Source organism: Caulobacter sp. FWC26 (genome assembly GCF_002742645.2).
Taxonomy (GTDB): domain Bacteria; phylum Pseudomonadota; class Alphaproteobacteria; order Caulobacterales; family Caulobacteraceae; genus Caulobacter.
Map to the genome: position 1 here is coordinate 2822771 of NZ_CP033875.1, position 22355 is coordinate 2845125.

Sequence of the window (22355 nt, forward strand, 5' to 3'; positions counted from 1 at the left end):
CCATAAGCAAGATGATCGCACGACGTCGCGCCGCGCCTCCTGGCAACGCGCCGCGTCGGGCCCGCGTTATCGGGGCCGTACGAGAAGGAGTGAAACCATGAAACTTGCTGCTATCGGCCTGTCCATCGTCGCCCTTGGCGCGGCGACGACCACCTTGGCCCAAACGTCGATCGCCCATACGGAAGGCCAGCTCGCCAAGGGCGCCTTCACGGTGGGGCAGATCGAGGATGCGGACGTTATCGACTCCGCCAACCGCAAGGCCGGTGAAGTCGAACACGTCCTGCTGGACGCCGGCGGCAAGCCGACCGCCATCGTCATTGAGATCGACCGAATGGGCCCGGACAAGAAGGTCGTGGTGGCGCTCGCCGACGTTACGGTCGCACCCGAGCCGGGAGATTCGGACGATCACCTGGTCCGCACCAAGTTGACGAAGGCTCAGCTTTCCGCGCTGCCGGATTGGAAAGGCTGATTGTGCATGGTCGGGAGCGCACGGGTGATGCTCGGCGCTCCCGACCAACGCCATTGGCGACCTTTAGGTGTCCGCAAATCTCGGCGCAAATCGCTGCACTCGATCAGTGGTTCTCGTGAACTGCGACCACCTCTGGCGTCACCAATCGCAGTTGGTCGACCGCGACGCGTCCCGCACGGGACGTCAGCCGGACAAGATGCTCTCCGGGGCTCAACGGCGACCCGACGACGGCCGTGAGCTGATTGTCGAGAACGCCCTGCGCCCAGGCGGGCGACCCGACCGCGCGCGGCCAGCTCACACGCTGTGGAGCTGCGCCGTCGATACTGACGTCCAAGGCGATCTCCCCGCCCTGACCGTCCGGAAAGATCGGCAGAACCCCCACGCGCAGACTGCGGCCTTCGGTCCCTACCTCAACCTTGAGGGTCAGTTCAACTCCGGCGGCGTCGGCGATCATCACGCCCTCGCCCCGGCCTACGCCCTCCACCAAACGCCAACCGCGATTGGACTGAAAGGCCTCGGCTTCGAATACGGCCGAACCGGCGGAGGGTGTGGCGTCAACCACGGCCAGGAACGTCGCGGGGTCTGCCGTCAGCGCGGCGCCTGGCAACGGGATCGGACGGGCGCGGTAGATGCGCCACTGACTGTCCGCCGGTTCCTCCGGCATCAGCCAGCGCCACTTGCCGCCCGCGATCTCGTTGTTGAAGCGATCGGTCATGGCGGTGATCTCGGCCTGGGCCTCGACCGCCGCGCCGCCTGCGGAACGCGCCATGGCTTGCTGGCTGTCGATCAGCGCGTTGTACCGCTCCGCCGCGAAGAACCGCATATTCGCGGCCGCCGAAATGCGGATCGGAAACTCGACCAACTGGAACCAAGCGTCTTGCAGCGCCGGAGGAACCTGACCGCTCGTCACCTTGGTCTCCGCGACCAGACTGCGGAAGGCGCGCAGGCGTGTGTTGACCTCCTGCGGCGTGTAGCTGGACAGGTGCCGGTTCTCGGCGACGGGCGGCCATTCCAGGTGCTCGGGACGACGCTCGAAGTTCAGGCGATAGTATCGATCCAGGAGGTCGGCGGTCTTCCCCGAGAGGTCAGGCCCCAGGTTGCGCGCCGTCCAGTCCTGCAGAAACTGGCGCTGGGTCTTTCCGCGCCAGCGGTCGATGTCCCACGCCATCTCCAGGAAGTGACTGGTCCCGATCTCGGCCGGCTTGATGTCGCCGACATTGGCGATCCAGACGTTCCGCGCGCCCTTGTCCCAGGCGTGGATCATCTCCTCCTGGACGAGGGCTGGCGGCGTGGTCGAGAGCCACAGATAGGCCAGCGGATAGCCCAGGTACGAGAGATGGTAGTAGACCCCCGCCCCGCCCTTGCGCGCGGACTCCTCGGGGCTGGCGAACTGGCGGATGTAGCCGAAGTTGTCGTCTGGCCAGACGATGGTCACGTCGTCGGGGACCTTCAGGCCCGCGCGGTAGATCCCCAGAACCTCCTTATAGGGCACGAAGATCTGCGGGATCTTGGCGACGTCGGCATTGACGTTCTTGGACAGGATCTCGCGCTGGTCGGCGATGATCTTGTCCAGCAGAGCGACTTTTTCCTCGGTGGTCTTGGGACCGACCATGCCGGTGTCGTGGATGCCGCGCATCCCAACGGTCCAAAGGCTCTCGAAGCCCGCGTTGGCTTTGGCGCGCTCCTCCCAATAGGCCTTCACGCCGTCAGGATTGGTCGCGTAGTTGAACTTGGCCGGGTCGTCCTTCCACTCGCCGACGTTGTTGCGCAGCATGGCCTCGGCGTGGGACGAGCCCATGACGATGCCGTACTCCTCTGCCAGCTTGGCGTTGGCGGGGTTGGAATTGAACGGCGCGGTCGTGTGATGCATGGCCGGCCACAGGGTGTTGGCCTTAAGGCGCAGCAGCAGGGTGAAGATCTTGCGATAGGTCTTGGGACCGATGTCGCCGCGCTCGGGATCGAAGGTCTTCACCGCCCACGGATAGAGCCCCCAGTCCTCGTCATTGACGAAGATCCCGCGATAGCGGACCGACGGCGGCCCCAAGCGATGGACGCCGGCGCGCACGTACAACGTCTCGCGACGCTGCGGCGTCACGTCAGCCCACCAGGCCCAGGGCGAAACGCCCATGGCCTGGGCCACCTCATAGACGCCGAAGGCGGTTCCGCGGCGGTCGCTGCCGATGATCACCAGAGCCTTGTCGACCCCCGGCGCCGGGCGGTCGATCGTGGCGATGACGAAGCTCTCCCAAGCGCCCTTGAGCCGAGAAACCTCGACGCGCTTGGCGGCGACCAACTGGTCGATCATGGCGCTGCCGCCCAGCGTGCCGACGAGGATCGCGGTCTTGCCGGCCGGCGCGGCGGCCACCGACGCCCGCTGGCCTGTAACGGTCAGAATGTCGTCGGCGAGGTCATCGGCGGCGTGGCGCACCACGGCGGCGTCGGCGGGATCGACGACGATGGTCGGAACAACCCCCGCTCCCACCAATTGGAAGCCGCCTTGCACAGGACCATCGGCAAAGATCGGAGCGGTCTCAGCCGTGGCGCGGCTCGAGACTCCCGCAGCCGCAGCGCCGCCGTTCGGAACAGCAGACGAGGCCAGGGCCAGGGCGCAGACCGCCGCAACATGCATCCACTTCATCAGCAAACTCCCTGCTCGCGGCTCATAAGCGCCGCTTGCGCGCCCATTGCCTGGGCGACGTTCCTTGGTCGCCGAGCGGCCTTCAGCCGTCCACACGCGTCGCGCGTCGCACGACCGCTTCAAAGTCTTCCAGCCGGCAGTCGAAGGCCGGAGTCGCCGTGCCGCAGCCCGGAACAAAGACCGGGGCGGACAGGGGCGATGTCGCGGCGCCCAATGCGGTCATGTTCCGCAGTTGAGAAAGGCTCTGGCCCGTGAAACGCACACGAACCACCCGCACACCGTCCTCGCGCTTCCAGCGCTCGAACACCAGGGCGCCGCCCGGTTGGATCTGGTTGGGCTGGTAGCCTGGCAGAGTCCACTCCATACGGAGCAGGCCGCCCAGCGAAGCCAGGGTGCCGTCGTGGCCGGCGATCACCACCAGCTTGGCGTCGGCCGGACCGATCGAGGCGGAACCGCCGCCGATCGTAGCCGCCAGGCGGTCGGCTAGGTGACCCGCCAGCACGCGCGCCACATAGGGCGTCCGCAAGCGCAGGTCGAACTCGGCCTGATGCAGGAAGAACAAGCGGCTCAGCGCCTCCTCGTCCAGACCCTTCCAGCCCAGTCCGGCGAAATCGCGACCGTCGGCCCAGGCCATCAGCAGGCTCTCGGTAACGCCCGAGGCGAAGGCCTCTGGGCCAGAGACGCCAGCCAGTTCCTCACCGTCGACGAAGCCGGGCTTGGCGTCGAACACCCGGCGCTTGCCCGGCGAGGCAGGACACGGCCCCTTGTCGCATTGCATCAGAAGCGCGTCGAGCTGCTCGGCCTCCTGGCGGTGGCTGGCGCTCCAGGCGCCCAGGTCGCCGCCGACGCGCCCGGCGACAGCCGCGCGGGCAAGCGCTGGATCAGGCGTGACGATCCCCGCCTTCACCGGCTCGAACATCGGGTCGTTATTGCCCTCGCCGACCGTGTGCACGGTGATCGCGCAGCCAGGCGCCAAGGCGTCGGCGTAGGCGCGGCCGGTGGCGATGGTGCGCTGGGTGACGTTGGCCCAGGCGTAGACGGCTGAGCAGTCGCCGGCCTTCAAAAGGCCCTTCGCGACATAGTGCTGGCGATAGTAGTCGCCCATGCGCGCGACCAGCGTCTGGCCGCGCGCGGTGAGGCGCCCTGCGGGAACCTCGAAGCGCGGCCAAGGCCGGGCCGAGGTCTCCTCCAGGCGCTCGGGCGAGGACATCGCAGACCGCACGCCGTGGCGGCTGAGGATCACAACCTTCTCGAGCGTCTCGGCCGACGCCGAGGTCGCCGAGATCACGGTGGAGGCGACGGCGGCGATATGGAAGAGCATGCGCATCGCGGCTCCTAGAGCTTCACCACGACGCCACGACGGGCCATGACATAACCCAGCAGCCAGCACACCAGCATGTAGGCGATCGCGCATAGCAGCGAGCCAAGCGGGCCCGGCGCCACAGCCTGGAACACATTGACCCCAACCCACTTATAGAGCCCCACGTCCGGCGCGACCTTGATCATGCCCAGGACAGTCACGAACAGCTCCGAGAACAGATAGATCACCAGCGGATTGAGGCCGAACACCTGGAAGAAGTATGTCGCGCGGTTCGGATCCTTGCCTTCCAGAAGCTTGGTCAGCCCAGCCAGCAGGACGAGGTCTATGCCTACAGTCAACAGCACGAAACTGCCGGTCCAAAGCTTCTTGGCGATCGGGAAGAGAGGGCTCCAGGCGAGGCCCGCCATGATCAGCACGACACCTACGACGGCCATCCGCGCCAGGGCCGAGGACGAGCCCGGGTTCTCCTTCAGAAACCGCGCCGCGAGGTATCCGGCCAGCACATTGACGGTCGAAGGCAGCGTGCCCAGCAAACCCTCGGGGTCGAAACCTCCGTCCTTGCGATAGAGGTGGTTCTGGCCGATCAGGAGGAGATCCAGGTGCGTGCCGGCGTTACCCAACTTGGACAGCGGCGCCGCTGGATCGCCGAAGGTCATCAGGATCGCCCAGTAGCCGAGCAAAAGCGCCGCCGACAGCGCCACGATCAGGCGAGGCGAGAGCCAGCGCGCGGCAAAAGCGGCCAGCAGATAGCAGAGCGCGATCCGCTGCAGCACGCCCATGACCCGGGTGTCGGAGAACGGGATAAACGTCCAGCGCCCGTCGACCTCTCGGACGAATGGGAACCAGTACATCAGGAAGCCGAGCAGAAAGATCAGCGCGGCGCGGCGCAGCACCTTCACCGTAAAATCGCTGACGGGGATCGGCTTCGAGAACGCGAAGGCCATGGAGCAGCCCACGGCGAACAGGAACGACGGGAACACCGCGTCGGCCGCCGTGAACCCGAACCACTTGGCGTGAACCAACTGGCTATAGGCCTTTGCGCCGGGCCCCGCCGTGTTGACGACGATCATCAGGCAGACCGTCAGTCCACGAAATACATCGAGCGACAGGAAACGAGCGGCGGTCTTGCTCATGCGGCGTTCTCCCCGTCCTGAGCGACAAGAGCCACCAAGGTCCTGATCTCGCCGATCGGGTCGGCGGGCCGCTCGCGGCGATAGGCGACCTCGGCCTCGACCCAGGCGCGCTCCCACGCAACGCTGTCCCGTGTCACCGACACCTCGTCGAAGGGTCCAGTCCCGGCCGCTTTCAGAGCGTCGAGGAAGCGCGACCAGCGCGGCAGGTAGAAGCTCTTGTAGAGCCCCTGCCAAGCCTTGGAGGCATAGTCGTTGAGGTTGCCCTCCCCGCCCCAGATGGTGACCTGGGCCTTGGCGTTGGCCACATAGGCGGCCGCGTCAGCGGGGGTGTCCCCGTAGGTCCGAGCGTCATCGATCCAGGTGGCGAGGGTCTCGGGCTGGACGCCCAGCAGCCTGTCGATCGACAGGGCCAGGGCCTCGACCTGGGCCCGCGCGCGGTCGCCGCCGTCGGCGTCGCCCTTGCGATAGGCGGCCACCGCCGCCTGCAGGTAATCGTCGATCCGCATCGAGGCCAGGTGACGGGCCGCGTCGGTCAGGTCCAAAACGAAAAGAGGTTCGTTCGCATAGGCCGGAGCCAGGGCCGTCAGCGCCTTGACGGCGGCCGCCAGCTTGGCGCGATCGCCCGGATGCGGCGGGAACTCGCCGATGGCGGCGGTCGGTCGCTTGAAGAACAGGTAGGCCCCGGCCTTGCTGCGCCACCAGCGCGGCGACCAGTAGCGGGTCGAGAAGGCCGCCTCGACCAACTGGCTCAAAGCCGCGTCGAGCTCGGGCGAGGTCTTACCGTAGCGCGCGCGGGCGTAGGTCGAGAGCCACGCCGACAGCGACGACTGGCCGGCGTTCCAGGCCAGATCATAGGTCGCCTCGTAGACGATCGAGTTGTTATGCAGGCCCTCGGGGAACATCCCAAAGCCCGCCAGCTTGCCTGCCTCGGGATTGGCCGCGATGGCCGGGATGTCCTGACGGTAATAGCCCAGATCCCCATAGACCGGGTTGCTGCCGCCGTAGTTATGGACGTAACCATAGATCCAGGGCTTGCCGCCGAACGCCTTGGCGTTCTTCCAGACGGCCGGATAGCGGTCATTGCCGATGTCGAGGATCATCAGCTTGTCGTCGGGCACCACGCTCAAATAGGCCGAGATCGCCGCCGGATCCCAGAAATGGCTGTCCGCGCCGAACAGCCAGCCTTGCATCACCCAGACCGCGTCAGGTCGAGCCTGACGGATCGAGTCATAGATTGCCTTGCCATAGGCGGCCAAACGCTTCGCCTTCAGAGCCGGATCGACCTCGACCTTGGTCTTGGTCGCTGCGGTGTTGGCCACGCCGTCGCCATACGCCGCGTCGCGGGCGTCTGCGCCGTCGGCGTTGATCGGCGGCAGCATCTCGTTGAACGAGTCCGCCAGATAGTAGGTCCCTGCCCCGTAGGTCTGCGTGTACAGCGCCAGGAAACGCCCGGCGATCTTGGCGAACAGCGGGTCGGCCGGATCCAGCCAGTAGGTCTCGTGGAAGCCCTCCCACGGCCGCATGCGATAGATGCGCGCCGTCGGGTTCTTCCGGGCGAAGGCCTTGGGCACGTAGCCGCCGAACGCCGGCAGGATCGGGGTCATGCCAAGCGACCGCATCCGGCCCAGAATCTTGACCTGGAGGTCCTTTTTCTTGTCGATCCAGGCGGCGGGCAGAGGCGCCTTGTAGCCCTCGATATTGCCCATGCGGTGCCAGGGGGTGAAGGCCGGTCCAGAGAAGTAGTCGGCTAGCTCGGCCTCGCCGAGGCCGAATTCGCGCCAGAGCGCGCGCCAGACATATTCCTGGCCTTCCATGGCCAGCGGCATGTCGACGCCATGCGCCGCCATCCAGTCGATCTCTCGGGTCCAACGGCCCCAGCCCCACCACGGGGTCGTGTAGCCGTAGGTGCAGGTATTCAGATAGGCGCGGTGGCGGAACGGCGTCTCGACGCGGGCGCCGGAACCGAACGGCACGGCGCCGGTCTGGACGACCCGGTCTCCCTCCCAGCTGACATGAGCTAGGCCCGAGTCGCGGAGATGGGCGTAGGCGCCGCGGACCAGCGCCACGGGGCTGTCGCCGGAGATAGAGAGCGCGCCGTGCTTCTTGCCGACGGCGTACCAGGATCGCCCAGCGCCCGGCGTGACGCTCAGCTGAGCACCGGCCAGTCGCCTTCCGAAGAGCCGTTTGAGGCTTGCGCGGGCCGCGGCTACGCCCTCCAGGGAAGACGCTGCGAGAGCGGGAGACGCTACGAACGTCGCAGCGGCGAGGCTTATCGCCTGACGTCGGTTCAGAAGGGCTTTCATCGGCATCAGGATCTACGAAAAGGCGCGCCCGCCGCCTAGGAGAACACGTGCGGCGGGCGCCAGGGGAAGCCTCGTCCGTCCGACGGGCGAGGCAGGGAAAGACACGGCGCTCAGGGGAGGTAGGACGAGCGCCGCGTCAAACGCGTTACATCTTGTATTGGAACGACAGGTAGTAGCTGGGCCCCGTGACCGAGGTCTCCTGCCAACGGCTGGCCTTGCCCAGATACGCTTCCTCCTGAGCATTGTTGATGTTCATCGCCGCGAAGGCGAAGCTCAGGCGTTCGTTGAAGTTATAGCCGAGGTTCAGGTCGAGCTGGGTGCGCGACTTGACCGTGTGGCCCAGCGGACCGGCGAAGAAGCTCTCCACCGACGTCTGGTCGTAGGCGCTGCGGTAGTTGGCCGACAGACGAGCGCTGAACTTCTGGTTTTCCCAGTAGAGCGTGCCGTTGGCGGTGTGCTCCGACAGGTTGGCCAGACGGAAGCCGGTGGTCGAGGTGGCCGGCGTAACGTGCGTGTAATTGGCGATCAGGCCAAAGCCCTCGATCGGCAGCCACGCGTCGAGCGACTGCTGCCAGTTCACCTCGTAGCCGTGGATGTCGACCACGCGGGAGTCATTGAAGCTCTCGGTGATCAGGTAGTTGTCGCCGTTGCCGGCCACGCAGACGCCGCTCGAGTCCTTCGACAGCGAAACGGACTCATAGCTCGTCGGGCAGGTCAGCTGGGTGAAGACGCCGTTCTTGACCTTCTTGGAGAAGTAGCCGGCGCTCAGACCGTTGCCCTGGCCATAGTACCACTCCAGCGTCAGATCCAGCTGGTTGGCGGTCATCGGGTTGAGGTTGCCCTGGCCCGACGAGATCGTGAACACCTTCTTGCCCGTCGTGTCGGTGGTGCTGGTCACCGTACGAGCCAGCTGGTTGCTGGAGTCGATGATCGGACGGACCAGAACCTTCGCGGCGGCGACGCGCAGCAGCAGATTGTCGGTCAGGTCGACGCTCAGGTTGGCCGACGGCAGCAGGTTGTCGTACGACTTCTTGGCGGTGTAGTTGCCCGACACCAGCCGGACCTCGGTGTTCAGAGGATTGGCTGCGCCGCCGACATAGCCCTTGATCGTCTGGTCGGTGCTCTCGTTGCGGACGCCCACATTGCCGCGGAACGACTTGGACAGCACCTCGCCGCGCAGGTTGGCCATCGCGTAGAGCGAGGTCAGGTCCCGCTGGACGCGATAGCTGCCCAGCGGGTCGAAGCCCTCATAGACCGAAACGCCCTGAGCCTTCAGCGCATCGCGATAGGCGTCGAGGTTCGGCGACACCCAGGCGGCCGGCAGGGTCATCTGGCCGTCCAGGAAGTTGCTGATCGGGATGCCGCTGTTGGCCATGGTCGGCGAGTAGGACGCCGGGATGGCGTTCTGACCGTCCTTGCGCACGACGTAGCGCTTGAGCACCTCGGTCCGCGTCTTGGCGCCGACCTGCACCGACTCCAGGATGCCCCACTCCAGATAACGCTTGGCGTCGAACTGGGCCGCGCGCTCGTAGGAGTCGATCGTACGATAGGCGCCGTTCGGGTAGGTGTTCCGGATCAACGTGGCGGGGTTGTATTGCGCCGTGTCCGTCAGGGCCGTCGACGTGGTGAACACCACGTTCTTCGGGTTGGAGATGTCCACCGTGGCCATCGGGATATTGATGCCCAGGATCGCGGCTTCCTCGTTATGCTTGGCGCTGCCGCGCGAGTAGTGGCCGACAGCCTTGAAGTCCCAGTTTTCGATGCCGGTATAGTGGACGTTCGCCGTCAGCGCGCCCGTCGACTGCGGACGGTTCTCGTACTGGTGGTTGTTCTCCAGACGGAAGTTGTTCACCTGCACCTTGGTCGCGGTGCCGTCAGCCAACGTTATCGGCACGACGTTCGACGCCGATGGCGTGGTGAAGAGGAAGACCTGCTGATGGACGTGCTGGGTGGTCTTGTCCTCGGCATAGGTGCCGATGAGGTCCATCTGCAGGTGCTCGGTCGGCTTCCACTGGAGGGCGCCGTTGATCATGCTGCGCTTGGTTTCGCGGTCGATGCGGCGATAGCGCAGACGCGCGGGGGTGTAGACGTTGTTGCTGACGGTCCAGCGGTCCATCCACAGATAGTCGCCACGGTCCTTCAGTTCCTGGTAGCCGGCGCCGAGGAAGACGCCCAGCTTGCCGTCCAGGAAGTGGTCCACATAGGTCAGACCGTACTTGCCCGTGGCGCCGCCGCCGATCAGATCCTGCTTCTGCAGCTTGCCGGCCAGGATGATTTGGCGGCCCTTCACGTCGAACGGGTGAACCGTGTCGATATTGACGGTGCCCGCCAGGCCGCCGGCGTCCATGTCGGCCGTCGGCGACTTGTAGACCTGGATGCCCGACGCCAGCTCGGTCTGAATGACGTCATAGCGGAAGCCGTCGGTGAAGTTGGAGCTCTTGAACGTCTGGCCGTTGACGGTGGTCAGCGCGTACTGCGGGCCCAGACCGCGAATGCTGATCGTCGAGCCGCGGCCGTTGATGGCCGAGATCTGGACGCCCGGAATGCGCTGAATGGCTTCGGCGATGTTCTCCGAGGGAAACTTGCCGATGTCTTCCGACGAGATGCCGTCGGAAACGCGGACGTCCTTGCGCTTGACGTCCAGAGCGGTCGCCAGGCTCTTGCGGAAGGCCGTGACGACGACTTCGTCGACGGCGGCTTGGTCCGCAGGCGCGGCCGCCTGGGCGAGCGCCACATCGGCGAAGCAGACGCCGCTCATCAGCGCGATGGCGAAGGCCTTGCGGCGACCTGCGGTCGCATGGGTCTTGGTGTCGGTCATTCTTGTATTCCCCCTGACTAAGGCGGCGCGAGAACGGGTTGCGGTCGCGTCGCGCGCGGCAAGCATGATGCAGACCATTCGAGTACCTTTTTGCACTCTCGGTCGAATGATAAGAGTTGCGGCGCATTCGCCGCAATTCCTTAAGCCACTGCTTTATTTTACTTTTTGAAGAACGGCTATCCTTTGGGCGCCGCTCCAGCTTGGCTTGTCGAAATCGCCGATTACATCCTCCATATATTATTATATTTCAGTGCCTTATCAGAGCATATTCCGGCGACTGGAATCCGACGCACAATACCATTGTAATGCCTCTTAAGAAACCACTTCCGGCTTGAAGCTCAGCACGTATGATCCCGGCGCGTGTCGCTGCGACCGCGCTCGGAGCCTAGGGTCGCAGCACCTCCGCGATCCGCTCGGCTTCCGGGCCGATGATGAGGTGCAGGGTGTCTTCCGCGACCCGCGTCACCCCGCGCACGCCGGCGGCGTGGACGGCGGGTTGGTCGATGTTTGCGGGGTCGAGGACGACGATGCGCAGGCGGCTGGAGACGGCGGCGACGTCGCAGAGGTTGCCTGGGCCGCCGAGCGCCTGGACCAGACGTTCAGCCTTGCTCCTGTCGGCCTCGGAGGGCGATGGAGACGCAGCAGGAGCCGCCGGGGCCGCGAGCCTTGCCGCTGTTGTGGGCGATGGGCCTGCCCCGCCGGTGGCGATGGCGCCCCGGATCTCGCCGGCCACGGTGTCGGCGATGGGGCCCAGCACCACCTGCAGGGCCTTGTCGGAGGGCTTGACCACCCCGCGCGCGCCCAGCGCCTTGAGGGCGGGCTCGTCGACCTGGCCCTGGTCGTTGACGATCAGGCGCAGGCGGGTGGTGCAGGCGTCGACGCTGACGAGATTGGCCGCGCCGCCCAGGGCGACCAGGAAGTCGGCCCCGCGTCCGCCCCCGGTGGTGACGGTCTCGATGGAAGGGCCCGCTTCGTCCTCGCGCCCGGGGGTCTTCAGGTCGAACCGGACGATCGCGAACCGGAAGACGCCGTAATAGATCGCGCCATAGACCAGCCCCACCGGGATCAGCAGCAACGGGTGCGTGGCCTTGTTGAAGTTCAGCACATAGTCGAACAGGCCCGCCGAGAACCCAAAGCCCAGCTTGACGTCGAGGATGTTCATCAGGGCCATCGACAAGCCCGTCAGCAGGGCGTGGATCGCATAGAGCGCCGGCGCCAGGAACATGAACGTAAACTCGATCGGCTCGGTCACGCCGGTCAGGAACGAGGTCAGGGCCAGCGACCCCAGCATCCCCGCCACCGCCTTGCGGCGCTCGGGCCGCGCAGTGTGCAGCATGGCCAGGCACGCGGCCGGCAAGCCGAACATCATCACCGGGAAGAACCCGCTCATGAACGCCCCGGCCGTCTTGTCGCCGGCGGCGAAGCGGTTGAGGTCGCCGGTGACGCCGTTGAAGTCGCCCAGGATGAACCAGACCACGTTGTTGAGGATGTGGTGCAGGCCCGTGACGATCAGCAGGCGGTTGAGCAGGCCATAGACGACGAGGCCCAGGTTGCCCGACGCGGTGACCAGGCCGCTCAGGCCATCGACGCCGGCCTCCAGCGTGCTCCAGAACGCGCCGAACAGCAGGGCCAGGACCACGCCGGCCAGGCCCGCCACGATCGGCACGAACCGCCGCCCGCCGAAGAAGGCCAGATATTCCGGCAGCTTGATGGTGCTGTAGCGGTTATAGAGCCACCCGCTGATCACGCCCGACAGGATGCCCACCGGGATCGACAGCTTGCCGATCTCCTTGGCCTTCCAGGCGGCCACCGCCAGATCCTTGGCCCCCTCGACGGCCTTGGCCGCCACCTCGGGCGGGGCGACCATCAAGACCTCGACGCCCTTGGTGGCGATGACGTAGCAGACCACGCCCGCGAGGCCCGCGGCCCCATGGTTCTCGCGCGCCAGGCCCACCGCCACGCCGATGGCGAAGATCAGGCCAAGGCTGCCGAAGATCGCCCCGCCCGCCGCGCCGAAGGTGTTGGCCACCGTCAACGACACGCCGTGAGTCATCGCCGCGAGCGCGGGCGCGCCCAAGAGGTCCGGCTGGCCGATGCGAAGCAGCAGCGCGGCCACCGGCAGCACCGCGATCGGCAGCATCAGGGCCCGGCCAAGCGGCTGCAGGACTTCGAGCGGAGACTTCATCGGCTCAGGCTCCCCGGGACGCGTTCAAAGGGTTTTGGACCAGCGCGCGCACCGCCTCGGGGGAGGTCTGCGTCAGGGCCTGCGCCGCCAGGGCCCGGCAGGCCTCCAGCGACAGACCCCTCACCCTGGCCTTCACCTCCGGCGCGATGGACGCCGTGGCCGACAGCTCGGTGACCCCCAGCCCCAGCAGCAGCGGGGTGGCGTCCAGGTCCGAGGCCAGGCCGCCGCAGACCCCGACCCAGCGCCGGTGCTGGGCCGCGCCCCGGCAGGTCTGGTCGATCATCCGCAGCACCGCCGGATGCAGGGCGTCGACCCCGGCGGCGAGCTCGGGATTGCCGCGGTCCATGGCCAGCACGTACTGGGTCAGGTCATTGGTGCCGATCGACAGGAAGTCGGCCTCGGCGGCCAGCAGGTCGGCGGTGACGGCCGCGGCCGGGGTCTCGATCATCACGCCGAGCGCCACCGGCTCGGTGATCCCCAGCTCACGCTTGGCCTCCTCCAGCATCGTGCGGACCGCCCGCAGCTCATCGAGGCTGGCCACCATCGGGACCATGATCTTGCACTGACCTTGCGGCTGGACCCGCAGGATGGCGCGCAGCTGGGCCTTCAGAAGGTGCGGCCGCCACAGGCTGACCCGCACCCCGCGCAGGCCCAGCGCCGGGTTCTCCTCGGCTGGGATCGGCAGATAGGGCGCGGCCTTGTCGCCGCCGACATCCAGGGTGCGGATGATCAGGGGACGGCCGTCCAGGGCCGAGGCGATGGCCTGGTACTGGCGGGCCTGCTCGTCCTCGTCGGGCGGGGTCTCGCGATCCAGGAACAGGAACTCGGTGCGCAGGAGGCCGCAGCCCTCGGCCCCGTTGGCCACGGCGGCCTGGGCGTCGGCGAGCGAGCCGGTGTTGGCGAACACCTCGATGCGGACCCCGTCCAGCGTCACCGCCGGTTCGTGAGCAGCGGCCTTGGCGGCGGCCTTGCGTTCCTGGCGCTGGGCCAGGGCCGTCTGGGCCGCTTCCAGGGCCTTGGCGTCAGGGGCCACGCGCAGGGTCGCGGCGTCGGCGTCCAGGATCAGGGTCGCCCCGTCCTTGACCCTCGACAGGGCCCCGCCCAGGGCCACCAGCGCCGGAACCCCCATCGCCGCAGCCAGGATGGCCACGTGCGAGGTCGGCCCGCCGCGCGCGGTGGCCAAGCCGGCGACGACGCCGGGGTCCGCGCCCATCAGTTGCGAAGGCAACAGCTCGTCGGCCAGCAGGATCGAGCCGGGGGCCAGCGCCGCGCCAGTCTCCTCCTCGCCGCTCAGGGCGCGCAGCACCTGGCGTTCGAGATCGATCAGGTCGTCGACCCGCTCGGCCAGGCGGCGATCGCCCAGGGCTCTGAGGGCCTCGACATAGCCGCCGACCGCCTCTCGCCAGCCAAAGCCCGCGCTCTTGCCCGCCGCGATCGCGCGGCGCGCGCCGGCGACCAGTTCAGGATCGTCCAGGAAGGCCAGGTGCGCGGCCAGGATCGCCTTGCGGGCCTTGTCGCCGGTCTCGGCGGCCTTGCCGATGCGGACGCGGACGCGCTCCAGCGCCGTCGTCAGCGCCGCCTCTTCCTGGGCCAGGCCCTCGCCGGCCTCGCGCACGACGATATCGGCGCTGGCCAGGCGCACGGCCTTGCCAATCGCCAAGCCCGGCGCGGCCAGGACGCCCTTGAGCACGCCGTCGCGCGGCAGGTCCAACGGTTGGGACGGTTCGGTCGGGGCGGGCGGGATGGATGGAGGGATGGGCGAAGCCTGGGTCCTGGCGGCCTCCGGGGCGCCTTCCCCCATGCCGCCTTCGATCAGCTCGGCCAGGGCCGCCACCGCCGCCGGGGCGTCCGCGCCTGCGGCCAGGAGCGTGATGGCGTCTCCATGCCGGATCGCCAGCGCCATCAGGCCCACCGGGCTCCTGGCGTTGGCGCGACGCTCGCCAAGGACAATCGTGATCTCCGCCGCGAACGCTCGCGCGGCCTCGGCGATGCGGGCGGCGGGGCGAGCGTGGATCCCATGGACCAGGGGCACGAGGATCTCGCGGGCGATCTCGTCGCCCGTGGCGGTCGGGGCGGCGGTGGGGGTGGCGCGCCCCTCGATCGGCGACAGCGCCATCAGGAACCCGCCGACCCCGATCTCGCGGTCCTGGTCGCGGCGGACGATCTTGAACGCCTCACCGTTGGTGATCACCACCGGAGTGATCAGGCTGCGCGCCCGTTGCGCCAGCAGGTCAAGGTCAAAGCCGATCAGCGGCTCGCCCGCCTTCACCGCCTGGCCTTCCCGCACCAGGACCTCGAAGCCCTCGCCGTTCAGCGCCACGGTCTCCAGGCCGATATGCATCAGGATCTCAGCGCCGTTGTCCGCCCGCAGCGTCACCGCGTGCCTCGCCCGGTGCACCGACACCACCACCCCGTCGCACGGCGCGTGCAGCACCGAGTCCAGCGGATCAATCGCCAGCCCGTCGCCCAGCATCCGCTCCGCGAACACCGCATCCGGCGCCTCTTCCAGCGACGAGACCCAGCCCTTCAGGGGCGCGGTGAGGATCAAGGCTGACATCGGCATCCCCCTTTCCGCCAGCAAACACCCGGCGACACACTACATTCCATTTTAATACCATTTGGCAAGGCCACTTTTTAAATTTGGCAAGGACACTCTTTCGCGCGCGGCGAAATTCCTGCTATAGCGTTGTCCGACAGCGAGATTCCGGTTCGCCAGATCGATCTCATCGTTCGGTGATTGGTCCCACATTGGCATCGCGCTACACTTTAAGTTCCCGAAGCCCCCGAACGCAGGAGTCGGAGCGACGTGTCTCTTTCCAAGCGCATAGGCTTCGCCCATGGCGCGGTTTCGGCCCCCCTTTACCTGCAGCTGCAACGCGCGCTGCGCGAGGCGATCGAAACCAAGGTGCTCGCGCCCGATGACGCCCTGCCGCCCGAACGGGACATGGCCGAGGATTTCGCGGTTTCGCGGATCACGGTGCGCAAGGCGCTGGAGGGCCTTGTCAGCGAGGGCCTCCTGACTCGTCGGCAAGGCGCCGGCACGTTCGTTGCCGCACGCGTGGAAAAGAACTTCTCCAAGCTGACCTGCTTCACAGAGGACATGCGCTCACGCGGCCGCGCGCCGTCCAGCGAATGGATCGCGCGCGCCGAGGGCGCGGTGACGCCGGAAGAAGCGCTTATGCTGGGCGTTTCGCCCAATACGCCGGTCTATCGCTTCCACCGCATCCGCTTCGCCGACGGCGCGCCTATGGCGGTGGAGTACACGACGATCGCCGGCTTCGCCCTGCCCTCGGCCGAGGCCGTGCAGGACTCCCTCTATGAGGCCATGGCCGCGACCGGTCACCGACCAACGCGAGCGCTGCAGCGGCTGCGCGGCGTCCTGATCTCGCGAGAACACGCGGCGCTGCTGGGCGTCAAGGCCAAGGACGCCGGCTTGCTGGTCGAGCGACGCGGCTACCTCAAGGACGGCCGGGCCGTGGAAATCTCGCACTCCTATTATCGCGGCGACGCCTACGATTTCGTCGCCGAGCTGAACGACGCAACCTGAACGGCGCTAAGGCGCACCTAGCCAAAGGACCACAAGCTTGGAGGCGACTGTCTTGACCCGTTCCGATGAAAACGCGCCGACGCCGCTGCGCCCTCAAGACACGCGCATGTTCCTCGAGGCCCGCGAAGGCGCCGCCGTGGTCAGGAGGCTTATCGCCGCCAACGCCGAACGCGTCGCGGCGCTGGCGGCGCGGCTGCGAGAGCAGCCGCCCCGCGTGGTGATGACCTGCGCCCGCGGAAGCAGCGATCACGCCGCCACCTTCGCCCGTTACCTGATCGAGACAAGGACCGGGGTGCTCACCTCGTCGGCCGGCCTGTCGGTCAGTTCGGTCTACGACGCCTCGCCCAATCTCGACGGCGCGCTCTGCCTTGCCGTGTCGCAGTCGGGCAAGAGCCCCGACCTGCTGTCGGCCGTGACGGCGGCCAAGGCGGCCGGCGCCTATGCGGTCGCCTTCGTCAACGTCGAAGACTCGCCGCTGGCGGCGCTGGCCGATGTGGTGATTCCGCTGCACGCCGGCCCGGAGCTATCGGTCGCCGCGACCAAATCCTACATCGCCGCCCTCGCGGCCATCACCCAACTGATCGCCGCGTGGACGAGAGACGAAGCCCTGACGGCGGCGCTGGAAGGCCTGCCGCTTCAGTTGGAGGCGGCCTGGAACCTGGACTGGTCCACGGCGGTCGACCGCCTTCGCGACGCCGTCAATCTTTATGTGCTGGGACGAGGCGTCGGCTTTGGCGTGGCGCTGGAAGCCGCCCTGAAGTTCAAGGAAACCTGCGGTCTGCATGCGGAAGCGTTCAGCGCCGCCGAGGTGCTTCATGGCCCTATGGCCTTGGTGAAGGACGGCTTCCCCGCTCTGGTCTTCGCCCAGAACGACGAAAGCCGGGACAGTGTCGTGGAGATGGCCAACGGACTGCGCCAGCGCGGCGCGACCGTCTTGATGGCCGCCCCCGGCGACGACGACCCCGGCGGCCTGCCAGCGCCTTTGTCCCACCCGGTGCTGGAGCCCATCCTGATGATCCAGAGCTTCTACCGGATGGCCAACGCCCTGTCGGTCGCGCGCGGCTACAACCCTGATCGTCCGCCCCACCTCAACAAGGTCACCGAAACGCGCTGATGCCTGCCGCTCTCGTCAACGGTCAAATCCTGACTCCGCTGGGTTTCGTCAACGGCAAGGCGGTGCTCGTCGAGAACGGGCGCGTCGCCGCCCTTGTCGACATCGCCGACATCCCGACCGGCGCCCGACGCCTTGACCTCGGCGGTGATCGCCTCGTCCCCGGCTTTATCGACACCCAGGTCAATGGCGGCGGCGGCGTTCTGTTCAACGACGCCCCGACGGCGGCGACGATCGCAGCGATTGGGGCCGCTCACCGGCCTTACGGCACAACGGGTTTCCTGCCCACGCTGATCAGCGACGACCTGGACGTCGTCGACGCCGCGCTCCGAGCAACCGAGGATGCGATCGGCCAAGGCGTTCCCGGCGTCTTGGGCGTGCATATCGAGGGCCCGTTCCTCAACCCCAAGCGTAAGGGCATTCACGACGAGGCCAAGTTTCGGGTCATCGACGAGGACGCCATCGCGCTCCTGACCTCGCTCAAACGCGGCAAGCTGCTACTGACCCTGGCGCCGGAGCGGACCACGGCCGAGGTCATCGCGCGCCTGGCGGACCACGGCGTTATCGTCGCGGCGGGCCACACCAACGCCCGGTACGAGACGATCCGACGCGCACTGGACGCCGGAGTTACAAGCGCCACCCACCTCTTCAACGCCATGTCGCCGCTGACGAGCCGAGAGCCCGGCGTGGTCGGAGCGATGCTCGAAGACCAGAGCGCCTGGACGGGGATCATCGTCGACGGTCGCCACGTCGATCCAGTGACCCTGAAGATCGCGCTGCGGACCCGCCCTCTCGACCGATTCATGCTTGTCACCGACGCCATGCCGACAGTGGGCATGATGAACAAGCGTTTCAACCTACAGGGCCGAGAGATCGTGGTTCGCGACGGCGTCTGCGTCGATGAGACAGGAACCCTGGCCGGGTCGGACCTGGACATGGCGGCTGCGGTTCGGAACGCGATCTCGATGCTGGGACTGACGCTCGAAGACGCGATCATGATGGCCTCGGCCGCGCCTGCGGCTCTGCTGGGCCTGGGACGTCAGCGCGGCGCCATCGCACCGGGGTTCGCCGCAGACTTCTGCCGACTCGATGACGCACTGAACGTCACAAGCACCTGGATCGACGGGGAGGAAACACATGCCCGACAAGAGGCGCTCTTGGTCTAGGCGTTCGCTGGCGCTGGGCCTGACGTTGGTGATCGGCTGCGGGCAGGCCGCATGGGGGCAGGCCGCATGGGGGCAGGCCGCATGGGCCCAGCCCGCCGCTGACCTGCTGGCCAAGGTTGATCCGTTCGTCGGCGTCGACGGCGGCGGCGTCACGGGCGGCAACACGGTGCCCGGCGCCGGCGCGCCGTTCGGCTTCGTGTCGCTCAGCCCCGACACTACGAACGCCGACACCAACGGCTACGACTCTAAGAGCCCGATCATGGGCTTTAGCTACACTCACGTCAGCGGCACGGGCGGTTCGGGCAAGTACGGCAACTTCCGGGTCACGCCGACGGTCGGCCCGCTGCGCGTCAATCACCTGCACTACGGCAAGACCGACGAGCGGGCCTCGCCGGGCTACTACACCGTGGGCCTGGGCAACACCGACGCCGAGCGGATCAAGGTCGAGCTGACGGCGACGCGGCGGGTCGGCGTCCAGCGTCTGACCTACCCGGCCTCCGCCGAGAGCCATCTGATCTTCGACGTCAGCTCCGTGATCGCCATGCGCGGTCGAGGCCAACGCGTGCGCCTGGCCAAGGTGGAGCTGATCGACGACCACACCCTGGCCGGCGAGGTTACGGTCGAGGGCGGCTGGAACCCGACGCCCTACACGCTCTATTTCCACGCGGTCACCGACCGCCCGGCCAAGGCGTTCGGCGCCTGGAAGGCCGGCCAGGGCTGGATGGAGACCCTGCCCGGCGTCGGCCGCGCCGAAGGCGGCGTGCAGGTCAAGAGCCCTGCCAACCGCCTGGGCCTGATGATCGAGTACGACACCGAGCGCGAGTTCTCCAATCGCCTGGGCGCCTATCTGACCTTCGACACGACGACCGACCGGCAGGTCCAGATGAAACTGGCCGTATCGTTCATCAGCGCCGAGAAGGCGCGCGCGAACCTTGCCGAGGAAGCGCCCAGCTGGGATTTCGACACGCTGCGCCGGACCACCGAGACACAATGGTCCGAGGCGTTGGCGAAGATCCGCGTCGAAGGCGGTCGCGAAGAGCAACAGCGCATCTTCTACTCGGCGCTCTACCGCTCACACACCATGCCGCATGACCTCACGGGCGAGAACGTCTGGTGGGCCTCCGACGAGCCCCACTACGAGGACTTCTACACCCTCTGGGACACCTTCAGGACCCTGCATCCGCTGCTGACGGTCATTCAGCCCCAGCGCCAGCGAGACATGATCCGCTCGCTGCTGGACACCTACAAGCACACCGGATGGATGCCCGACTCGCGCATCGCCGGCGCGAACGGCATGACCCAAGGCGGGTCGAACGGCGATATCCTGATCGCCGACGCCGTCTCAAAGAAGCTCGGCGGCTTCGACGTGAACCTGGCCTACGCGGCGATTCTGAAAAACGGCGAGGTGGACAGCGAACGTCCCTTCATGCAGGGGCGGGTCCTCAAGGACTACTTGAAGCTGGGCTATGTGCCGTTCACCGAAACACGCTCGGCCTCCCGCACCCTGGAGTACGCCTACAACGACTTCGCCATCGCTATCGTCGCCAAGTCGCTGGGCAAAACCAAGGACGCCGAGCGTTATCTGGCGCGCTCCGGAAACTGGAAGAACCTCTGGGACGACTCGATCGGATGCGTCCGTCCCCGCTATCCCAACGGCGACTGGGTCGAGAATTACAGCTGCACCTACGAATATCCGGATCGTTCGGGTCCTTGGTGGGACGCGGTGTTCTACGAAGGCAACTCCCTGCAGTACTCAAGCTACGTCCCGCAGGACGTGCCCGGCCTGATGGCCAAGACCGGCGGTCCGGACGGCTTCGTCAAATGGCTCGATCACCTGTTCGACGGCCACTATTCCCAGAGCAACGAGCCGGACCTGCTGGCGCCCTATCTCTACATCCATGCGGGCCGGCCGGATCGGACCCATGAGATCGTTCGCGGCCTGATGGCCAAGCACTATCGGCTCAACCGCACGGGCCTGCCCGGCAACGATGACGCCGGGGCGATGTCGAGCTGGTATGTCTGGAACGCGATGGGCCTGTACCCCAACGCCGGCCAGCCCTTCTACTACCTCTCCTCGCCCATCTTCACCCGCAGCGAGATCCGTCTCGAAGGCGGCAAGACCTTCGTGGTCTCCGCGCCTAACGCGTCGGATGAGAACCGCTACGTCACGGGCGCCAAGCTCAACGGCAAGCCGCTGGATCGGGCCTGGATTTCGCATGAGGAACTCGTGCGCGGCGGAGTGCTGGAGGTGACTTTGGGCCCGACGCCAGGAGCCTGGGCCAGAAGCCTGCCTAAGCCACACCAGGGCTTATGAGCACGCCCTGAAGGCGACCTCGCAAAGCCGCCACAACGCCACTGGAAACTTGTCAGACAACTTGCTAGAAGTGGCCAGGCCACTTTTGGCCCTGCGAAGCAACTAGGTCCATGCTGAAGATCATCGACGCCAAGGTCATCGTCACCTGCCCCGGCCGCAACTTCGTCACACTCAAGATCACGACCGAGGACGGGATCACCGGGGTTGGCGACGCCACCCTGAACGGCCGCGAGCTGTCGGTGGTCAGCTTCCTGCGGGATCACATGATCCCCAGCCTGATCGGCCGTGACGCCCATCAGATCGAGGATATCTGGCAGTTCTTCTATCGCGGTTCGTACTGGCGCGGCGGCCCTGTGGCCATGACCGCTCTGGCGGCCGTCGACATGGCGTTGTGGGACATCAAGGGCAAGGTCGCGGGCCTGCCGGTCTACCAACTGCTGGGCGGCGCATGCCGCACCGGCGTCACCGTCTATGGTCACGCCAACGGCGAGACGATCGACGAGACCATCGCCGAGGCCGTGAAGTACAAGGCCCTGGGCTATAAGGCCATCCGCCTGCAGACGGGCGTCCCGGGCCTGGCCAGCACCTACGGCGTCTCGGGCGACAAGATGTTCTACGAGCCGGCCGACAACGACCTGCCGACCGAGAACGTCTGGTCGACCGCCGCCTATCTGAACCACGTGCCCAAGCTGTTCGAGAAGGCCCGCGAGGTCCTGGGTTGGGACGTCCACCTGCTGCACGACGTCCACCATCGCCTTACCCCGATCGAGGCCGCGCGCCTGGGCAAGGACCTGGAGCCCTACCGCCTGTTCTGGCTGGAGGACTCCGTTCCTGCCGAAAACCAGGGCGGCTTCCGTCTAATCCGCCAGCACACCACCACGCCCCTGGCCGTCGGCGAGATCTTCGCCCACGTCTGGGACGCCAAGCAACTGATCGAAGAGCAGCTGATCGACTATCTGCGCGCCACCGTGCTGCACGCCGGCGGCATCACCAACCTGAAGAAGATCGCCGCCTTCGCCGATCTTCATCACGTCAAGACCGGCTGCCACGGCGCCACCGACCTGTCGCCGGTGACCATGGCCGCCGCCCTGCACTTCGACATGTCGATCCCGAACTTCGGCCTGCAGGAGTACATGCGCCACACGCCGGAGACGGACGCGGTCTTCCCGCACGCCTACACCTTCAACGACGGCATGCTGCATCCGGGCGACAAGCCGGGCCTGGGCGTCGACATCGACGAGGAGCTGGCGGCCAAATACGAGTACAAGCGCGCCTATCTGCCGGTGAACCGCCTGCAGGACGGCACGATGTTCAACTGGTAAGACGCGAGGCGTCGTAGCTTCCGCTGCC

At 66.9% G+C, this 22355-nt stretch carries 11 protein-coding genes and 2 pseudogenes; 6 read left to right on the top strand and 7 right to left on the bottom strand.

Going from position 1 to position 22355, the window contains the following annotated elements; all coding sequences use genetic code 11:
* The first annotated feature begins 97 nt into the window (after positions 1-97).
* A complete protein-coding gene (locus tag CSW63_RS14995) occupies positions 98-469 on the top strand; it encodes a PRC-barrel domain-containing protein (RefSeq protein ID WP_197425331.1) in 372 nt (123 codons plus the stop codon).
* A gap of 103 nt (positions 470-572) precedes the next feature.
* On the opposite strand, the gene CSW63_RS15000 is transcribed toward CSW63_RS14995, so the two are convergent.
* The 7 genes and pseudogenes from CSW63_RS15000 to ptsP form a co-directional block, all read right to left on the bottom strand.
* On the bottom strand, positions 573-3098 hold the full coding sequence (locus CSW63_RS15000) for a glycosyl hydrolase 115 family protein (RefSeq protein ID WP_082749909.1): 2526 nt from the start codon (positions 3096-3098) through the stop codon (positions 573-575).
* A 91-nt stretch (positions 3099-3189) separates the two neighbouring features.
* Positions 3190-4434: a histidine-type phosphatase gene (locus CSW63_RS15005; protein ID WP_062100111.1), complete on the bottom strand. Its 1245-nt coding sequence runs from the start codon at positions 4432-4434 to the stop codon at positions 3190-3192.
* 8 nt (positions 4435-4442) lie between these two features.
* A complete protein-coding gene (locus tag CSW63_RS15010) occupies positions 4443-5561 on the bottom strand; it encodes an acyltransferase family protein (RefSeq protein ID WP_062100112.1) in 1119 nt (372 codons plus the stop codon).
* On the bottom strand, positions 5558-7870 hold the full coding sequence (locus tag CSW63_RS15015) for an alpha-N-acetylglucosaminidase (protein WP_062100113.1): 2313 nt from the start codon (positions 7868-7870) through the stop codon (positions 5558-5560). The genes CSW63_RS15010 and CSW63_RS15015 overlap by 4 nt, the downstream gene beginning before the upstream one ends.
* 139 nt (positions 7871-8009) lie before the next feature.
* Positions 8010-10819 (bottom strand): annotated as a pseudogene (locus CSW63_RS15020) (TonB-dependent receptor).
* A gap of 248 nt (positions 10820-11067) precedes the next feature.
* Positions 11068-12867: an N-acetylglucosamine-specific PTS transporter subunit IIBC gene (gene nagE, locus CSW63_RS15025; protein ID WP_099503327.1), complete on the bottom strand. Its 1800-nt coding sequence runs from the start codon at positions 12865-12867 to the stop codon at positions 11068-11070.
* 4 nt (positions 12868-12871) lie between these two features.
* The gene (gene ptsP, locus CSW63_RS15030; RefSeq protein WP_099503325.1) at positions 12872-15430 is read right to left on the bottom strand and encodes a phosphoenolpyruvate--protein phosphotransferase; all 2559 of its coding nucleotides are present in this window, start codon (positions 15428-15430) and stop codon (positions 12872-12874) included.
* A gap of 157 nt (positions 15431-15587) precedes the next feature.
* Between ptsP and CSW63_RS15035 the strand changes: the two are divergent.
* From CSW63_RS15035 to manD, 5 genes and pseudogenes are all read left to right on the top strand, one after another.
* Positions 15588-16414: pseudogene (locus tag CSW63_RS15035) on the top strand (GntR family transcriptional regulator).
* A 37-nt stretch (positions 16415-16451) separates the two neighbouring features.
* Positions 16452-17528: an SIS domain-containing protein gene (locus tag CSW63_RS15040; RefSeq protein WP_062097765.1), complete on the top strand. Its 1077-nt coding sequence runs from the start codon at positions 16452-16454 to the stop codon at positions 17526-17528.
* Positions 17528-18691 (top strand): N-acetylglucosamine-6-phosphate deacetylase, encoded by a 1164-nt coding sequence (nagA, locus tag CSW63_RS15045; protein WP_062097767.1) that lies wholly within the window; start codon positions 17528-17530, stop codon positions 18689-18691. The genes CSW63_RS15040 and nagA overlap by 1 nt, the downstream gene beginning before the upstream one ends.
* Entirely contained in the window at positions 18663-21005 is a 2343-nt protein-coding gene (locus CSW63_RS15050) for a GH92 family glycosyl hydrolase (RefSeq protein ID WP_062097769.1), read from the top strand. Before nagA ends, CSW63_RS15050 begins: the two co-directional genes overlap by 29 nt.
* A gap of 110 nt (positions 21006-21115) precedes the next feature.
* Positions 21116-22327, top strand: coding sequence for a D-mannonate dehydratase ManD (gene manD, locus CSW63_RS15055; protein WP_062097771.1), 1212 nt, complete (start codon positions 21116-21118; stop codon positions 22325-22327).
* Positions 22328-22355: the final 28 nt, after the last annotated feature.